The sequence below is a fragment of the Variovorax sp. Root318D1 genome, assembly GCF_001424835.1.
In the GTDB taxonomy this organism is placed as follows: domain Bacteria; phylum Pseudomonadota; class Gammaproteobacteria; order Burkholderiales; family Burkholderiaceae_C; genus Variovorax.
In genome coordinates this window covers 23,915-39,049 of sequence record NZ_LMCQ01000023.1, presented here as the reverse complement: position 1 = coordinate 39,049, position 15,135 = coordinate 23,915, and the positions used below count along the sequence as shown (strand labels likewise).

Genomic DNA, 15,135 nt, shown 5'->3' with positions numbered 1-15,135 from the left:
AGCATTCGCCGACTCCGAAGCACGCCCATGACCACCCCTCCCCCCGCACCGGCCCGCAAGCATTTCTCGATGATCCGCGGCTTTCACCTGGCCGACGTATTCACGCTAGGCAACGCGGCCTGCGGTGTTGGGGCCGTGTTCCTTGCCATGGCCTTCATGGCCAGCCAGTCGGTCGCGCAATTCTTCTGGGCGGCGGCGCTCGCGCCCGCGGCCTTCGTGTTCGACGTGTTCGACGGCCGCATTGCGCGCTGGCGGCAGACGCACTCCGCCCTGGGGCGCGAGCTCGATTCGCTGGCCGACGTGATTTCGTTTGGCGTAGCGCCCGCCGCGCTGGCCTTTGCCGCGGGCCTGGACGGCGGCTGGGACTGCGTGCTGCTGATCTATTTCGTCTGCTGCGGCGTGAGCCGGCTCGCGCGCTACAACGTCACGGCCGAGGCGCTTTCCGCAGGCGCCGACAAGGTGAAGTACTTCGAAGGTACGCCCATTCCGACCAGCGTGGTGCTGGTGGGCGTGCTGGCCCTTGCAGCCTGGCAAGGCCGCATCGGGGACGCGGTGTGGGGCGGCGCCTGGGTGATCGGCCCATGGGAGCTGCATCCGCTCACCCTGCTCTTTGCGCTGTCGGGCACGCTGATGATCAGCAAGACATTGCGCATTCCCAAGTTCTGACCGGCGCCGCTGCCGATCAATCAAAGGAGGCTCCTCATGAAGTTGTATTTCGATCCACACAGCCGTGCGCAGGTCGCGAAATGGATGCTCGAAGAAGCCGGCGTGGACTACGAGATCGTGCCGACCCTCATCCGCGAGAAGGCGCACAAGAAACCCGAGTACCTGAAGATCAATCCCTCCGGCAAGCTGCCGGCGTTGGTCGATGGCCGCACCCGCGTCTTCGAGAACGCGGCCATCTGCATGTACGTGGCCGAGAAGTTTCCAGAGGCCAGGCTGGCGCCATCCGTGGGCTCGCCCGACCGCGGCCGCTACCTGTCGCTGATGGTCTATTCCACGGCGCAGCTCGAGCCCTCGATGGGCGACAGCCTGCTGGGGCTGCGCAGCAACAACAGCGCGCGCGGCTGGACCGATTTCGAGCAGGCCAAGGATGCGGTGGAGCGCGAACTGGGCTATGGCCCCTATCTCTTCGGCGCGCAGTTCACTGCCGCCGACGTGATGATCGGCTCCATGTTCATCTGGCACCGCGCATTCGGCGGCCGCTCCAACCGGCCGAAGATCGATGCCTACATCGACCGTCTGCAGGCCCGCCCCAAGGGCATGAAGTTCAGTTGAACCACACCCTCATGTCACAGGCACCTTTTCCCCACGGCGCGACCGCCGGGCTCGACCAGTTGGTCCACATTGCCGCCGAGCAGCCGCTCTCGCCGGCCTGCGACCACTTCTACTTTCTGCGCCATGGCCAGACCGGCCGCAATGCGCAGCGCATCTTCCAGGCCGTGGACGAACCGCTGAGCGAGCTCGGGCTGCAGCAGGCAGCCCGCGCAGCCCAGCTGCTGGCGGGGGAGCCGATCCGCACCATCGTCTGCAGCGATGCGCGGCGCGCACACGACACGGCACATACCGTGGCCGCAGTGCTTCGCCTCGCACCAACGCCGCAGGCCGCACTGCGCGAACGCAATTTCGGCGCGCTCATCGGCACCTCGTCGGCCAATATCGACTGGGCTTGCGAACCCGAAGGCGGCGAAACCCTCGCGCAGTTCGTGGCGCGCAAACGGCTTGCACTCAATGCGGCGCTGGCAGAGCCGGCACCGGTGCTGGTGGTAGCCCATGGCGGCACCCTCTATGCACTGGCCGCGCTGATCGGTGTGCCCATCGACCTCGCCCTGCTTGGCAATGCGCAGCCATTGCGTTTCTCGCGGAGCGGCCCCACATGGACCGTAACGCCGCTGCTGCGGCATGCCGACGGCGATTCCGCCCTGGCCTGACAAAGCCCGGGCGCGTACCGTTCGGCGTTCACCCCCACACCGACCGCCATGGAATTCAAGGACTACTACAGCGCACTGGGGATCGACCGCACCGCGTCCGACGACGACGTGCGCAAGGCCTACCGCAAGCTTGCGCGCAAGTACCACCCCGACGTCAGCAAGGAAGCCGACGCCGAGAAGCGCATGCGCGACATCAACGAAGCCAACGACGTGCTGCGCGACAAGGAAAAGCGCGCCGCCTACGACGCACTGGCCGACCGCGTAGCGCGCGGCGGCCGCCCCGAAGGCGACTTCCAGCCGCCGCCAGGCTGGGACACGGGTTTCGAATTTCACCGCGGCCCGAACCAGGGCCCGGCCGACCACGCGGACTTCAGCGAGTTCTTCTCGTCGCTCTTCGGCGAGGCCGAGCGGCGCGGCGCGGCCAGGCGCAACTACCGCGCCCGCGGCGAAGACCATCACGCGGCCATCGAGATCTCGCTCGAGGACGCACTCAACGGCGCCGAGCGCGAGATCACGCTGCGCTCGCAAGAAATCGACGCGCAGGGCCGCCCGTCGTTCAAGACGCGCACGCTCAGCGTCAAGATCCCGGCCGGCATGCATCCGGGGCAGTTCATCCGTCTTGCCGGACAGGGCATGCCCGGCCACGGCGGCGAGCCGGCCGGCGACCTGTACCTTGAGGTGCGCATCGCGCCGCACAGGCTCTATCGCGTCGAGGAACGCGACATCTACATGACGCTGCCCGTTACACCGACCGAGGCCGCGCTCGGCGCGCAAGTGAAGGTGCCCGTTCCCACCGGCGGCGCGGTCGAGGTGACCGTGCCGCCCAATGCGCGCAGCGGCCTCAAGCTCAGGCTCAAGGGCCGCGGGCTTGGCGGCAAGCAGCCCGGCGACCTGTACCTGCTGCTGGAAATTGCCCTGCCCCCCGCCACCGCGGAGGCCACGCGCAAGGCCTATGAGCAGCTCGCGCAAGCGTCGGCTTCGTTCAACCCACGCCAGCATCTGGGAGTGTGAGCATGGCGACCGTATCCGTCACAACCGCCATCAGCGCGTCGCAGCCGCTTGCCGCGAGCGAGCTGGCCCATGCCTGCGGCGCTGACACCGAATGGGTGGTGCAACTCGTCGAAGTGGGCATCGTGCAGATCACCACCGCCGAAGCGCCACCCGAGCGGTGGCAGTTCTCCAGCGCCGACCTGCAATGCGCCCTGGAAGCGCGCAGGCTCGAACGCGACTTTGGCGTGGGCCTGGACGCAGCGGCGCTGATTCTCGACTTGCAGCACGAGGTGCGGCGGCTGAAAGCAGTGATCCGCGCGCACGGCTTGCGCTAGCCGGAAGCGCCTCAGCCGGCTTTGCCGCGCGCGGCCTTCTTCTGGCTTTCGGCGCGCGGCGCGTTTGCCGCGGCGGGCGCGTTGCTGCCATTCAGCTGATCGACCCAGAGCAACGTGTCGACGTACGACATGAACCGGTTCAGATATTCGGGTGAGAGCTCATGCATCAGCTTCAGCGACCGATGCACGAGGTGATGCGAGTTGAGTGGGCCGGCGTTGTCCGGTACCTTCGCCAATGATTGTGTCAGCCGCCGGTCGGCACTGAGCCGCGACCAGGTGCTCCTGAAATACCGGAGCGTCTTCAGTTCGGGAGCGGGCGCGGCATCGGTTGTCGCAGTCAGCCCTTCCGCTAGCAGCGGCGACTGCCGCGCAATGTGCTCGACGAGTTCGGCGAGCGGCCCGCGAGCAGGCGGGGCCGGCAACTTCGAGCCCGTATTTGGCGGCGCCGTGGGAACAACGCCCGCGCTCTTTTCAAGATTCTCGCGATACGCCGCGAGCAGGCTATTCACCTTGTCATCGAGGATGCGCCGCGCATCGCCCTGGTGCTCGGTCGCGCGTCTGGCCATCGCCTCGATGAAACGAAAGCGCACCGGGTCCACGCGATGCTCGCCGCGCGCACGCCACGCATCGAGCATCGCCATGGGATCGTCCATGACGCTACTCACGGGCCTTCGCGCCGGTGCCGGTCTGCTGCCGGGGCGTGGGCGCCATTTCGACGCGCCGGTTCTTTGCGCGTCCTTCGGCATCGGCATTGGACGCCACCGCCTGCTCCGACCCGAAGGCCGCGGCAAACACCGATGACGAGGGAATGCCTTCTTCGATCAAGGCGCGCGTCACCGTCAGGGCGCGCTGGGCCGACAGCTCCCAGTTGTCCGTGAACGGCCGGTTGCCTTCCTTCGTCTGCCGCATCTGGCGGTCGTCGGTGAAGCCGCTCACCATCAGCACCTCGTCACGCGCGCGGAGGTAGGCGGCCACGGGTGCAGCCAGGCTCTTGAGCACTTGCCGGCCTTCGGGCTGCAGATCGGCCGAGTTGAAGGCAAACAGCACGCTGCCGCTGATGCCGATGCGCCCGTTGGTGAGCGTGACCCTGCCAGCCGCGAGCGGCCCTGCCAGCGCCTGCTCGAGCGCCTCCCGGCGCTGCGTCTCGGCCTGGCGCTGCTGCACCTCGGCCTGCAGCTTTGCCGCGAGGTCCAGCTGCATGCCGAGCGCGCCCACCAGGATCAGCACGAAGGCGCCGACGAGCCCCGACATCAGGTCGCCGAAGACCGCCCACACCGGCACGCTCGGCTCCAGGCCGGCGTCGAGGTCGTCCCGCATCACGCTTCGCTCGCCACGGCCTGCTGCCGGCCGGCAATCTGCTGCAGGTCTTCGACGATCTGCTTCTGCGACATGATGCTGAGGTCGATGACCTCCCTCGCCTGCGCAACGTAATACGCCAGCTGCTCATCGCTGCGTGCAATGGACTTGCCGAGCGCGCCTTCGACGCGCTGCAGATGGGCCACCAACTTGTCGTTCGATTCGCTGAACAGCTGCACGGCAAGACCGAAGGCTTCGCCGAGGCTGGCCACTTCGACGGCGCTGCCGGTGATCTGCGCGGCGACGCCGGCCATCTTTCCGGTTTCCGCCTCGACCTTGTCGGTGAAGCGGCTGCCGACGCGCTCCAGCACATCGGCCGACGCGCCGACCAGCGCATCGACTGCCGAGCGCTGCTCCGTGGAGGCGTGGTTCACGGCGTCGAGCAGCGTTCCCAGTGTTTCCATGATGCGGCTGCGTTCTTCCAGCATCGCGTTGTCGCGGGCCATGCTGTCAGAAAGCTTCTGGCGCAACTCGGCCACAACTTCGGCCGCCACGCGCGGCGCGTCGGACGCGGCCTGCAGGAGCTGGGCGATTTCGGCCACCGTGGTCTTCGCGTGGGCTTCGGCCTGCGCCGACATGTCGCGGGCGGTTTGCGCCAGGGTCTCGAAAAGCTGTTGCTGCTGGCCCGCCGTGTGCGCGCCGGCCTGCTGCCACTCCTGCTGCAATGATGTGGCCATGGCCGCCAGCGCCTGCGTCCAGGCCGACAGGCGCTGCTCGTCGCGCGCCGCCATCTGCGTCTGAAGATCGGCATGCGCCTGGTCCACGGTGCGCAGCAGCGATGCCGCGTTCTGCTCGAAGCCTGCGGCTGCGGAGGCGAGGGACTGGTGCGTGTCTTCCGACAGCTTTTCGCTCACGCGCTGATGCTGTGCGAGCGCACTGCCCCAGGTTTCGGACACGCTGCCCACCGTGCCCTCGAGCCGGGCGGAAACGGCTTCGACCAGCGATGCCGAACGTTGCTCGAACGTCTCGGCAAAGCGCTCATGCGATGCGCTCAAGTCTTTGGCCAGCGCGCCGGATGTGCGCTCATGCTCGGCAAGCGCGGCCTTCCAGGTGTCGGCCACGCTGGTCGTCGTAGCTTCGAAACGACTCGAAAGCCCATCGAGCTGCTGCTGCACCGTGCGTGCGACGGTGTCGTGCAAGGAAGCCGTCTCGCGCGCGATGCCGGCCATGGTGGCTTCGACGACCGGCTGGATCGTGGCGCCGGCGATGCGGGCGCTTTCGGTCAGGCTCTGTTTCAGCGACTGGTCGACCGAGGAAGCCAGGCCGGCGTACACGGCCTCGGCCTGGGTGTGGAAGTGCGCCTGGCCGGTGACGAGCCGCTCGTTCAAGGCCTGGGCCTGGCGCTCCATCGTGGCCATCATCGCCTGCAGCTGGTCGACGAGCCGGGGCATCAGCTGAGCCTGCTGCTCCAGCAACTGGAACGATGCCTCTCTCCGATGGGTCTCCGAGTAGATGCGCAACGTAGTCGCGATCTTGCTGTCGAGCGCTTGCCCGGCCTGCAGCCGTTCGCGCCGGCACAGGGCCGAGGCAAGGCCGAGCATCGCCGAGGCGGCCACGCCGGCCACCGAAGTGCCAAACGCCAGCCCCAGGCCCTTGACTGGGGCTGACAACGAAGCGCGGATGGCCGGCAGGTCGGTCGCCGTCTCCAGCGCCAGCCCGGTGCCGTTGAGCGTGACCACCATGCCGAGGAATGTGCCCAGCATGCCCAGCAGCACCAGCAGTCCGGCCAGGTAGGGCGTGAGCGCGGGGCCGGGCAAGCCGACACGCTCGCCTTCGATGCGCAGGCGCACCGCGTTGCGCAGCGTTGGATGCAGTTGGCCGAGCCATGCGCCCAAGTCCGCCGGAGCGGCCGACAAGTTGGCCACGGCGCGGCTCAAGGTGAACGTTGCCTGCTGGAACCGGTGCAGCTCCAGCGCACCCATGATGTAGAACGCGCCGACGATCATCGTGACGATGAGCGCCAAGGGATGCGACCCGGCGTAGCCCGCGCCAACCCAGCACACGACGGCCAGGCCCGCGGCAAAAGCAGCGTAGTGAAGAAATCTATTCATTGGCACTCTGGTTGCCTCGTGCGAAGGGCTTCGAGCAGCCCATCGATTGGTTGAAATCGGAAATCCAGTTCGGCGAGCAGCACGGTCTTCATGTCCTTGCGGAAAACGTGCAGCCACTCGCCGGCCTGGGGTTCGCCGGCGGGCTCGGCTGTCGTCGACGTGCCGTTCCCGCTCAAGCGGTTGAAATGTTTTTCGAGCAATGCGGGCACGCCGGCCAAAAGGCTGTGCTCGCGCGCAGCCAGTACCTGCTCCATGACCACGTCCACTGCCGCCAGCCTTGCCATGGCCGGGGACCTGGCCGCCAGCGTCGTCCGCAAGCGCCCGCGCAACGGGCCGATGCCGGCTTCCATGGCCTGCTGTAGCGCAAGGTAGCGGCGGCGCAGCGGCGCGAAGTCGGTTGCGGCCATGACCACGCCGTCTTCTGCGATCGCATTGGCCAGCGCAGTCCGCGCACGGGCGCATTCCCGCTCCTCGGAACCGGCGGGAGCCCGCAGCCGCGAAGAAGCGACCGCCGGAACGCCGTCCAGCGCCGCGGAAAGCGAAATGGCATCGGTCCAGCCGAACCATTGGCTCAATCGGTCCGCGGTGGCTTGCGTGGGTTCGCGCACGCCTGCGTCGGCCAGTCGGGAAAGCAGGCGCACCAGCGCCGAACCGTTGAAAACTGTGCGCTGTGAAACGTGCGCCATACCGCCAGAACGAAAAACCTGGCAGTCTACACTGGCCACCCCTCCCGGGAGCCCCGGCCGAGCACCCCCGCCCGAGTGAAACTTCCAGTAACGCAGCGGCGGTTACGGCGCGTTTTCGGCCAGCCGCCGCGGCGACCGTCCAGCCCGTGCACGCTTCGGCAGCGTCTTCAACGCGGCGTGGCGTGGCGTGGCGTGGCGTAAGTCCTAAGCCCTACAAGCGCATACCGCGTGCAGACTCGTCCATGCCGGCCCCATGGCCGGAAAAGCTCGAGGAGCGGCATGGCCATGCTGGATCGGATCGCTTGTCACCGCTGCGGACGCGTCAGCCTGCACGCTGATGCGCCATGTCCGGCCTGCGGTGCCGCGCCGGTGGCAAGCCCCGCGGTGGCGGGCGCCACCGAGCCCTTCGTGGGGCGCCGCGGCGAACTGCAGCTGGCGCACGATGCGCTCGGCGGGGCACTGGCCGGGCGCGGCCGCGTGATGATGGTCAGCGGCGAGGCTGGCATCGGCAAGACCCGGCTGGCGCAGGAAGTGGCAACGCTGGCCCTGCGGCGCGGCATGCTCACCCTGTGGGGCCGCTGCCTCGAGGAACCTGGTGCGCCGCCCTTCTTGCCCTGGACACGCGCCATGCAGGCCTGCCTGCGGGCCTGCCGCGACGAGCGCCTGCCAGCGCTGCTCGGGCGGGACGCCGCGGCGGCCGTCGAAATTGCACCCGAACTCGCCGAGCGGCTGCCCCCGGGCACCGCGGTGCCAGCCATCGGCGAAGGCGACCAGGCGCGCTTTCGCCTGTTTGCCGCAGTGGCGCATTTCTGGCGCCAGGTAGCCACGCTGCGGCCGCTGCTCCTTATTCTGGACAACCTGCACTGGGCCGATGCCTCGTCGCTGCGGCTCCTGGCTTTCATCGCGCAAGAACTCAGCGAGAGCCGCATCCTGCTGCTCGGCTCCTACCGCGAGGCGGATCTGTCGCGCCAGCACCCGTTGGCAACCACGCTGGCCGAACTGTTGAATACACGGCAGTTCTGTCGGCTGCCGCTCCCGGGCCTGAGCCTGGAAGAAACCGAGCGGATGGTGGCCGCGGCCAGCGCCGTGACGCCGCCGCCCGCGGTGATTGCAACCATGCACCGCCGCACCGAAGGCAATCCGCTGTACCTGGTGGAGACGCTGCGCTTCTTGCAGCAGGGCCCCCAAGGCAACGACCCGCATGCCGCCGCGGCGCTGGTCGAAACCGTGCCGAGCGGCATTCGCGCGGTGATCGGCCAGCGGCTCAACCGGCTCTCGGCGCCCTGCTGCACGCTGCTGGCGATTGCCGCTTGCATCGGCCGCGACTTCGACCTGCCTCTCCTGGCCGAACTGGCCGGCGCCGACAGCGAGGCCGAACTGCTCGGCAGGCTCGATGAAGCGCTGTCGCACCGGATCATCGAGCGGGTACCACAGGGGGCGCAGTACCAGTTCAGCCACGTGCTGATCCGTGAAGTGCTCTACGACGAGCTGCCCGCGGCACGGCGCGTCGAGCTGCATGGGCGAATTGCCGAATCGCTCGAGGCGCGCCACGCCGCCGATCCCGACGCGGTGCTGGCGCCGCTGGCCTACCACGCGGCCGCAGCGTTGCCTGTGGGCAGCCCGGCGCGCGCGCTGGAGATCGCGCAGCGCGCCGCCGCGCGGGCCGTTGCGGTGATGGCCTACGAGGAGGCCTTGCGCTGCTATCGGCTCGCGTTGCAGCTGCAGGAGCGCTGGCTGCCGGCCGAGCGCGCGCGGCATGGCGAACTGCTGCTGGCGCTGGGCGCGGTGCAGATGCATGCCGGCGAGAACGATGCAGCTGCCGCCACCTTCCTGGAAGCCGCCACGCTGGCGCGCGCGCTCGGCGACGCCGAGCTGTTCGCGCGGGCGGCGCTCGGCTTCGAGGACAACGGCTGGCGCATCAGCCGCCCGGGCGAAGAGGCGGCCGCCTTGCTCGAAGAGGCGCTCACGGCGGCCGATCGCTTCGATGCCGCGCTGCGGGTCGACCTGCTGGCCGCGCTGTGCCGCGCCTGCATCTTTTGCGGCCGGCAGCCTGAAGCCAACGCGGCGCAGCGCAGCGCCGTGGCGTTGGCGCGCCAACTGGCCATGCCGCAGCCTCTGTTCAAGGCGTTGGCCGCGATCGTGCCGGCGCGCGGCGATCCCGAGCAGCTCGACGAGCGACTGCGCTGCGCAGGCGAGGCCTTGGACGTGGCCGAACGTGCAGGCCACCTCGAATGGGTGGATGCTCTCACCGGCTGGTACTTTGGCGACTTGGTCGAGAAGGGCGCGCTCGATGCGGCGCGCTCGCTGGCGCAGGTGCACTCGCGAGTGGCGGATGCAATCCGCCAGCCCTTCATGCAAGCCATGGGCCTGGCCAGCCTCACGCTGCTGGCCGCGTACGAAGGCCGCTTCGCGGATTCCGAACGGCTGGCCGGCGAGACCTTCACGCTCGGGCAGCGCTTCCTGTCGAACCATGCGCAGGGTGCCTACAGCCTGCAGATCTTTTTGCTGCGGCGTCAGCAGGGCCGGCTCGGCGAGGTGCTGCCGGTGCTGCGCGGGCTGGTCGGCAGCGTGCCGCGCAACAGCCTGTGGCAGCCCGGCCTCGCGCTGATCTGTGCCGAGCTCGATCTGCACGAGCCCGCCCGCGAGGCTTATGAAGCGCTGGCGGCCGATGGCTTCAAAGGCATTGCGCGTGATGGCATGTGGCTCACCAACATCGTCTTTGCCGCCGAGGTCTGCGCCCGCCTTGGCGACGTGCCGCGCGCGGCCACGCTCTATCAGCTGCTCGCGCCGTATGCCGGTCGCAACGTGGTCACCGGCACCAACATCGCCTGCTTCGGCGCTGTGGACCGCTACCGCGGCATGCTCGCCGCACTGGCGAAAGACGACGAGAGCGCCGCCGCTCATTTCGCGGCTGCGGCCGCGCTCGACGAGCAAGGCGGCAGCCGGCCCTGGCTCGCGCACAGCCGCTTCGAATGGGCGCGGTGGCTGTTCCGGCGCGGCGGCGACGAGGCCGCCGCAAGATCGCATCTGGAAGCGGCGCTTTCGATCGGCCGCGAACTTGGCATGGCCGGCCTCGCCCGCCGCTGCGAGGCGCTGCAGCGCGAGCTCGAAGGCGCCGCTCAATCACCCGCGGCGCCCGAAGGCTTGAGCCCGCGCGAAGTCGACGTGCTGCGGCTGCTCAGTGCCGGCCACAGCAACCAGGCAATTGCGCAGCGGCTGTTCATCAGCCCGCACACGGTGGCCCACCACGTGCGCCACATCCTCTCCAAGACCGACTGCCGAAGCCGCACCGAAGCCGCGGCCTGGGCCCACCGCCATCGCGTGGCGTCCGAAGGCTCGACGGTCTCCGCTGCTGGCCGGTAGCCACTGGCCGCACGCGGCCCAAATGGTCAATTCGGGCGATGCGCGGCCGCGCCGGCCGTCCTATGGTCTGTCCCAGGCCCGGCGCCGCCGGGTCGGCAATCCAGAAGGAGTCTCGTATGCCCGCAACCCTCTATGAACGGCTCGGCGGTGGGGAGCGCATTCAGCGGCTCGTGACTGACGTCGTCGAGAACCACTACAACAACCCGCTGATTCGTGCCCGCTTCGCGAACAGCAACCGCCCCGAGGTCGAGCGTCACGTGTTCGAGTTTCTCTGTGCCGGCAGCGGAGGCCCGCAGTGCTACACCGGCAAGGACCTGGTGACCGCGCACAAGGGAATGAACATCAACGAGCAGGAGCTGGTCGCCGCCATCGACGACATCCTTGCCGCGATGTCCAAGAACGGGTACGACCAGGCTGAGAAGAACGAGGTGGTCGCCATTCTTTATTCATTGAAGGGCGATGTGGTGCGGCTGTAGACGACTGCCGCGCTCTTGCCCGCGCCCCGGCGGCGTTTCGCCGGTGACCCCGAAAGGAAAGACCATGACACGCCAACCATTTGCTGCCTGGGCGATCGGTGCCACCCTGATAGCGGCCATCGCGACGAGTTGGGCCCAGACCCCCGACCATCGGATGATTTCGCCCGCCGACTTGAAATGGGCCGACGTTCCCTCACTGCCGCCGGGCGCAAAGCTCGCGGTGCTCGAAGGGCCGATGAGCGAGGCCGTGCCGTTCACGGTGCGCATCAGGGTGCCCGCCAACTACCGGATTCCGCCGCACTGGCACCCGGCCGTCGAGCGGGTGACCGTGCTCTCGGGCACCTTCCACATGGGCCTGGGCGACAAGCTCGACATGCAAAAGTCGATGCCCGTGACCGCGGGCGGCATGATGATCCTGCAGGCCAAGACGCCGCACTTTGCATGGACCCAGGAGGAAACCGTGGTGCAGCTTCACGGCACCGGGCCCTGGGGCGTCACCTACGTCAATCCAGCGGACGACCCGCGGTCGAAGTAAGCCGACGGGAGCGAAGAACGAGCGGCGCAATGCCGCTCGCTGTACGTTCAGACCGTCGCCGCTCAGGCCGTCGCGGCGGCCTCGGCCTGCACCGCTGGCGGGCGCAGTTCGTCGACCTCGATCACCACGTCGGCCGGCAACCCGTTGCGCTGCGCCGCCTCGCGGATCATCTCGGCGCTGGGCGCCTCGTACAGGCAGTAGGTCTTCTTCTTGTCGGCGCTCAAGAACGAATACAGCCAGCGGACCCCGACGTCGTCGTTGATGCGCATGATGCTGGCCGCGCCCTCGGGCGAGACCTCAAGTGCTTCGGCAAAGGTGCGTTCGATCAGATAGAGAGGCATGGCAACTCCTTCGTTCGGATGAGGCTGCCATCGTAGGACGGACAGGCGCCGAGCGGCCCCAAGTGTTTCCCCCGCCTGGCCGTTCGTACTAACCTGCCGCCTACCCACCCCGTGGCGCCAAAAGCAAAAAGCCGGACGGCGCTTTGGCACCGTCCGGCTTTTTGTTTGTTGCCGGGAGCAAGCGGCCGTTGCCGCTCTTCCCTGCCTGCCTGGATTACAGGCCGGCTTGGCGCGTGAAGCTGCGAGCTTGCGAAGGGATCACGCTGTCTGCGAAGGCTTCGCGGCGCAGGTTCTGGCCGGGTGCGTGCGCAGCGGCAACGGCTTCGTTGCGAACTTCAGCGCGGTCGGTCGAAGCCAGCACGGGAGCCACGACGGCCGAAGCAGCGTCGCTGTAGGCGTTGCCTTCGCGGGCGGCGGCTGCGGCTTGGGGGGCCACGTCGGCGCGGCTGTAGCCGGCGCTGAGGGGCTGCACGCCTTCATAGGTCTCTGCGTGGGCGCCAGCGGCGGCGAGCAGGGAGAGAGCGGCGGCGGCGAGGATGTTCGAGGTCTTCATTTCAATTTCCTTCTTGATCGGGCTTTGGATGCCTCGAAGTTTGCACCTCAATTACCAGGGAAAACCCTAGCCAATCGAATCGCAGTGTTCATGAAATTGAAACAATGGCAGGGAACTTTCTGAACGGGACGGCTAAAGTGCTCATCTCGTTGAGGTAATTCGACCCGCCCGCCCATCACGCCGCGTACTTTTTCTCAAGCTCGTCGAGCCCGGGCTTGCCGACCAAGCGCTGCCGTTCGGCAAACGAAACCACGAGCGATGGGTCTTCGTCGAGGCGGCGAGTATCGCGCAGCACAGTCAATGCACGTTGCATGCCAGCCACCGCGCCCTGCAATGCGGCATTGGCGTACAGCACCAGCCCATAGCCCAGCGCACCGAGCTCTTCGGCGCCGAAAGTCGGCGTCTTGCCGCCGATCACCATGTTCATGAGCTGTGGCTTGCCCAAGCGCCTCGGCAAGGCGCGCACCTCGTCGGCCAAGGTCACGGCCTCGACGAAAAGAATGTCGGCGCCCGCCTCGCTGAACTGCTGCGCGCGTTCGATGGCCGCCTCGAAGCCGTGCACGGCCGCCGCGTCGGTGCGGGCCATGACGAGCATGTCGGCGTCGGTGCGCGCATCGACCGCCGCCTTGATCTTGCCCAGCATTTCGGCCGTGTCGATCACCGCCTTGCCCGCGAAATGGCCGCAGCGCTTGGGGCTGACCTGGTCTTCGAGCTGGATGCAGTCGGCCCCTGCCCGCTCGAGCACGCGCACCGCATGCCGCACGTTGAGTGCGTTGCCAAAGCCCGTGTCGGCATCGACCAGCAGCGGAAGGTTCACGGCATCGCGGATGCGTGCGGTGTGCTCCGCGATGTCGTGCAGCCCCATGAAGGCCTGGTCAGGCAGCCCGAAGTGCATGTTGGTGACCCCGGCGCCGGTCACGTAGATGGCTTCGAAGCCCAGGTCTTCGATCACGCGGGCCGACAGCGCATTGAATGCGCCCGGCACCAGCACGCCGCGGCGCGCCTCGGCCAGGCGGCGCAGGGTTTTCTTCGGGGATTCGATGTTCGTGCGCATCGGATCAAGCGGCATAGAGGTCGACATACTCGTGCACCGGCATGGCCTCGAGCTTCTTCGCATCGAGCGACACATCGAGGATGGCCTGCTGCTGCTTGTGTGCGAAGCGGCGTGCGAGGTTGGTGCGGAACTTGGCTTCGAGCAGCGGAATGCCCTCAGCCCGACGGCGCTTGTGGCCGATGGGGTATTCGACGATTACTTCGGCAAAACTGGTGCCGTCCTTGAACTCCACGGTCAGCGCGTTGGCGATGCTGCGCTTCTCGGGGTCGTGATAGGCGGCCGTGAAGCGCGGATCTTCCACGCACACGATCTTGCTCCGCAGCGCATCGATGCGCGGATCGCTCGCCACGCCGTCTTCGTAGTCGGCGGCCGTGAGGCGGCCGAAGATCATCGGCACCGCCACCATGTACTGGATGCAGTGGTCGCGGTCGGCCGGGTTATCGAGCGGACCCTTCTTGTCGATGATGCGGATGCAAGCCTCGTGCGTTCGGATGGTCACGCGCTCGATGTCGTCCACCGCCTTGCCGGCGCGGTTCAGCTGCGCATGCAGCGCCATGCCCGCCTCCACCGCCGTCTGGCTGTGGAACTCGGCCGGGAAGCTGATCTTGAACAGCACGTTCTCCATCACGTAGGTGCCGTACGGCCGCTGGAACTTGAAAGGCTGCCCCTTGAACAGCACGTCGTAGAAGCCCCAGGTCTTGGCGCTGAGCACGCTCGGGTAGCCCATCTCGCCGGTCTTCGCGATCAGCGCGAGGCGCACCGCGCGGCTCGTGGCATCGCCCGCAGCCCAGCTTTTCCGGCTGCCGGTGTTGGGCGCATGGCGGTAGGTGCGCAGGCTCTGCCCGTCGACCCATGCGAGCGATACGGCATTGACGATCTCGTCGCGCGAAAGGCCCATCAGGCGCGCCACCACTGCGGTCGAGGCCACCTTGACCAGCACCACATGGTCGAGCCCCACCTTGTTGAACGAATTCTCCAGCGCCAGGCAGCCCTGGATCTCGTGCGCCTGGATCAGCGCCGTGAGCACGTCGCGCATCACGAGCGGCTTGCGTCCCGCGGCCACCGCATTGCGGCTGAGCCAGTCGGCCGTGGCAAGAATGCCGCCGAGGTTGTCGCTCGGATGGCCCCATTCCGCGGCAAGCCAGGTGTCGTTGAAATCGAGCCAGCGGATCATGGTGCCGATGTTGAAGGCGGCCTGGATCGGGTCGAGCTGGTGCGGCGTGCCGGGCACCTTGGCGCCGTGCGGCACCACAGTGCCGGGCACAACCGGGCCCAGCAGCTTGGTGCAGGCCGGGTACTCGAGCGCCTCCAGGCCGCAACCGAGCGTGTCGATCAGGCAGTGGCGGGCGGTTTCATAGGCGAGCGCACTGGTGAGCTGCTGGTGCGCGAGCACGTAGTCGACGATGTCGACCAGCACCTGGTCGGGTTCGGGGCGGACGTTGCTGATGTGAGCGGACATGATTT

The 15,135-nt window shown here is 67.8% G+C and carries 16 protein-coding genes; 8 read left to right on the top strand and 8 right to left on the bottom strand.

Features of this window, described 5'->3' with window-relative positions:
* Nucleotides 1-27: 27 nt before the first annotated feature.
* Genes ASC78_RS21185 through ASC78_RS21165 form a run of 5 tightly spaced genes read left to right on the top strand, consistent with a single transcriptional unit; the run spans nucleotide 28 to nucleotide 3,256 of the window.
* A complete protein-coding gene (locus ASC78_RS21185) occupies nucleotides 28-666 on the top strand; it encodes a CDP-alcohol phosphatidyltransferase family protein (RefSeq protein WP_055805853.1) in 639 nt (212 codons plus the stop codon).
* A gap of 36 nt (nucleotides 667-702) precedes the next feature.
* Entirely contained in the window at nucleotides 703-1,278 is a 576-nt protein-coding gene (locus ASC78_RS21180; protein ID WP_055805851.1) for a glutathione S-transferase family protein, read from the top strand.
* An 11-nt stretch (nucleotides 1,279-1,289) separates the two neighbouring features.
* The gene (locus ASC78_RS21175; protein ID WP_055805847.1) at nucleotides 1,290-1,931 is read left to right on the top strand and encodes a histidine phosphatase family protein; all 642 of its coding nucleotides are present in this window, start codon (nucleotides 1,290-1,292) and stop codon (nucleotides 1,929-1,931) included.
* A gap of 48 nt (nucleotides 1,932-1,979) precedes the next feature.
* Nucleotides 1,980-2,942, top strand: coding sequence for a DnaJ C-terminal domain-containing protein (locus tag ASC78_RS21170; protein WP_055805844.1), 963 nt, complete (start codon nucleotides 1,980-1,982; stop codon nucleotides 2,940-2,942).
* Nucleotides 2,943-2,944: 2 nt separating this feature from the next.
* Complete coding sequence (locus ASC78_RS21165) at nucleotides 2,945-3,256, top strand: chaperone modulator CbpM (RefSeq protein ID WP_055805841.1); 312 nt, start codon at nucleotides 2,945-2,947, stop codon at nucleotides 3,254-3,256.
* Between the two features lie 11 nt (nucleotides 3,257-3,267).
* Here ASC78_RS21165 and ASC78_RS21160 read toward each other — a convergent pair whose 3' ends face one another.
* The 4 genes from ASC78_RS21160 to ASC78_RS21145 are packed head-to-tail and all read right to left on the bottom strand — an operon-like array spanning nucleotide 3,268 to nucleotide 7,349.
* Entirely contained in the window at nucleotides 3,268-3,909 is a 642-nt protein-coding gene (locus tag ASC78_RS21160; RefSeq protein WP_082517618.1) for a DUF2894 domain-containing protein, read from the bottom strand.
* A gap of 4 nt (nucleotides 3,910-3,913) precedes the next feature.
* On the bottom strand, nucleotides 3,914-4,573 hold the full coding sequence (locus ASC78_RS21155; RefSeq protein ID WP_055805838.1) for an OmpA family protein: 660 nt from the start codon (nucleotides 4,571-4,573) through the stop codon (nucleotides 3,914-3,916).
* Nucleotides 4,573-6,663, bottom strand: a complete 2,091-nt coding sequence (locus ASC78_RS21150) for a DUF802 domain-containing protein (protein ID WP_055805835.1) — start codon at nucleotides 6,661-6,663, stop codon at nucleotides 4,573-4,575. The genes ASC78_RS21155 and ASC78_RS21150 overlap by 1 nt, the downstream gene beginning before the upstream one ends.
* Complete coding sequence (locus ASC78_RS21145) at nucleotides 6,660-7,349, bottom strand: DUF3348 domain-containing protein (RefSeq protein ID WP_055805832.1); 690 nt, start codon at nucleotides 7,347-7,349, stop codon at nucleotides 6,660-6,662. Before ASC78_RS21145 ends, ASC78_RS21150 begins: the two co-directional genes overlap by 4 nt.
* Before the next feature lie 285 nt (nucleotides 7,350-7,634).
* On the opposite strand from ASC78_RS21145, the gene ASC78_RS21140 reads away from it, so the two are divergent.
* From ASC78_RS21140 to ASC78_RS21130, 3 genes are all read left to right on the top strand, one after another.
* Entirely contained in the window at nucleotides 7,635-10,712 is a 3,078-nt protein-coding gene (locus tag ASC78_RS21140) for a helix-turn-helix transcriptional regulator (RefSeq protein ID WP_235505163.1), read from the top strand.
* A gap of 116 nt (nucleotides 10,713-10,828) precedes the next feature.
* Nucleotides 10,829-11,188, top strand: coding sequence for a group I truncated hemoglobin (locus ASC78_RS21135; protein ID WP_055805827.1), 360 nt, complete (start codon nucleotides 10,829-10,831; stop codon nucleotides 11,186-11,188).
* 64 nt (nucleotides 11,189-11,252) lie between these two features.
* The gene (locus ASC78_RS21130; RefSeq protein WP_055805823.1) at nucleotides 11,253-11,723 is read left to right on the top strand and encodes a cupin domain-containing protein; all 471 of its coding nucleotides are present in this window, start codon (nucleotides 11,253-11,255) and stop codon (nucleotides 11,721-11,723) included.
* A gap of 62 nt (nucleotides 11,724-11,785) precedes the next feature.
* Here the strand turns inward: ASC78_RS21130 and ASC78_RS21125 are convergent, their stop codons facing one another.
* The 4 genes from ASC78_RS21125 to ASC78_RS21110 all read right to left on the bottom strand — a co-directional run bounded on the left by ASC78_RS21125 (nucleotide 11,786) and on the right by ASC78_RS21110 (nucleotide 15,130).
* Nucleotides 11,786-12,064, bottom strand: a complete 279-nt coding sequence (locus tag ASC78_RS21125) for a DUF4242 domain-containing protein (RefSeq protein WP_055805820.1) — start codon at nucleotides 12,062-12,064, stop codon at nucleotides 11,786-11,788.
* Nucleotides 12,065-12,278: 214 nt separating this feature from the next.
* Nucleotides 12,279-12,617, bottom strand: a complete 339-nt coding sequence (locus ASC78_RS21120; RefSeq protein ID WP_055805818.1) for a hypothetical protein — start codon at nucleotides 12,615-12,617, stop codon at nucleotides 12,279-12,281.
* Between the two features lie 175 nt (nucleotides 12,618-12,792).
* Nucleotides 12,793-13,671 (bottom strand): isocitrate lyase/PEP mutase family protein, encoded by an 879-nt coding sequence (locus ASC78_RS21115; protein WP_200934345.1) that lies wholly within the window; start codon nucleotides 13,669-13,671, stop codon nucleotides 12,793-12,795.
* Nucleotides 13,672-13,675: 4 nt separating this feature from the next.
* A complete protein-coding gene (locus ASC78_RS21110) occupies nucleotides 13,676-15,130 on the bottom strand; it encodes a bifunctional 2-methylcitrate dehydratase/aconitate hydratase (RefSeq protein ID WP_055805815.1) in 1,455 nt (484 codons plus the stop codon).
* Nucleotides 15,131-15,135: the final 5 nt, after the last annotated feature.

Excerpts from the sequence above, each read along its gene's own strand:
- ASC78_RS21185 (WP_055805853.1), top strand. The coding sequence starts at position 28 with ATGACCACCCCTCCCCCCGCACCGGCCCGCAAGCATTTCTCGATGATC.
- ASC78_RS21180 (WP_055805851.1), top strand. The coding sequence starts at position 703 with ATGAAGTTGTATTTCGATCCACACAGCCGTGCGCAGGTCGCGAAATGG.
- ASC78_RS21175 (WP_055805847.1), top strand. The coding sequence starts at position 1,290 with ATGTCACAGGCACCTTTTCCCCACGGCGCGACCGCCGGGCTCGACCAG.
- ASC78_RS21170 (WP_055805844.1), top strand. The coding sequence starts at position 1,980 with ATGGAATTCAAGGACTACTACAGCGCACTGGGGATCGACCGCACCGCG.
- ASC78_RS21165 (WP_055805841.1), top strand. The coding sequence starts at position 2,945 with ATGGCGACCGTATCCGTCACAACCGCCATCAGCGCGTCGCAGCCGCTT.
- ASC78_RS21160 (WP_082517618.1), bottom strand. The coding sequence starts at position 3,909 with ATGGACGATCCCATGGCGATGCTCGATGCGTGGCGTGCGCGCGGCGAG.
- ASC78_RS21155 (WP_055805838.1), bottom strand. The coding sequence starts at position 4,573 with ATGCGGGACGACCTCGACGCCGGCCTGGAGCCGAGCGTGCCGGTGTGG.
- ASC78_RS21150 (WP_055805835.1), bottom strand. The coding sequence starts at position 6,663 with ATGAATAGATTTCTTCACTACGCTGCTTTTGCCGCGGGCCTGGCCGTC.
- ASC78_RS21145 (WP_055805832.1), bottom strand. The coding sequence starts at position 7,349 with ATGGCGCACGTTTCACAGCGCACAGTTTTCAACGGTTCGGCGCTGGTG.
- ASC78_RS21140 (WP_235505163.1), top strand. The coding sequence starts at position 7,635 with ATGCTGGATCGGATCGCTTGTCACCGCTGCGGACGCGTCAGCCTGCAC.
- ASC78_RS21135 (WP_055805827.1), top strand. The coding sequence starts at position 10,829 with ATGCCCGCAACCCTCTATGAACGGCTCGGCGGTGGGGAGCGCATTCAG.
- ASC78_RS21130 (WP_055805823.1), top strand. The coding sequence starts at position 11,253 with ATGACACGCCAACCATTTGCTGCCTGGGCGATCGGTGCCACCCTGATA.
- ASC78_RS21125 (WP_055805820.1), bottom strand. The coding sequence starts at position 12,064 with ATGCCTCTCTATCTGATCGAACGCACCTTTGCCGAAGCACTTGAGGTC.
- ASC78_RS21120 (WP_055805818.1), bottom strand. The coding sequence starts at position 12,617 with ATGAAGACCTCGAACATCCTCGCCGCCGCCGCTCTCTCCCTGCTCGCC.
- ASC78_RS21115 (WP_200934345.1), bottom strand. The coding sequence starts at position 13,671 with ATGCGCACGAACATCGAATCCCCGAAGAAAACCCTGCGCCGCCTGGCC.
- ASC78_RS21110 (WP_055805815.1), bottom strand. The coding sequence starts at position 15,130 with ATGTCCGCTCACATCAGCAACGTCCGCCCCGAACCCGACCAGGTGCTG.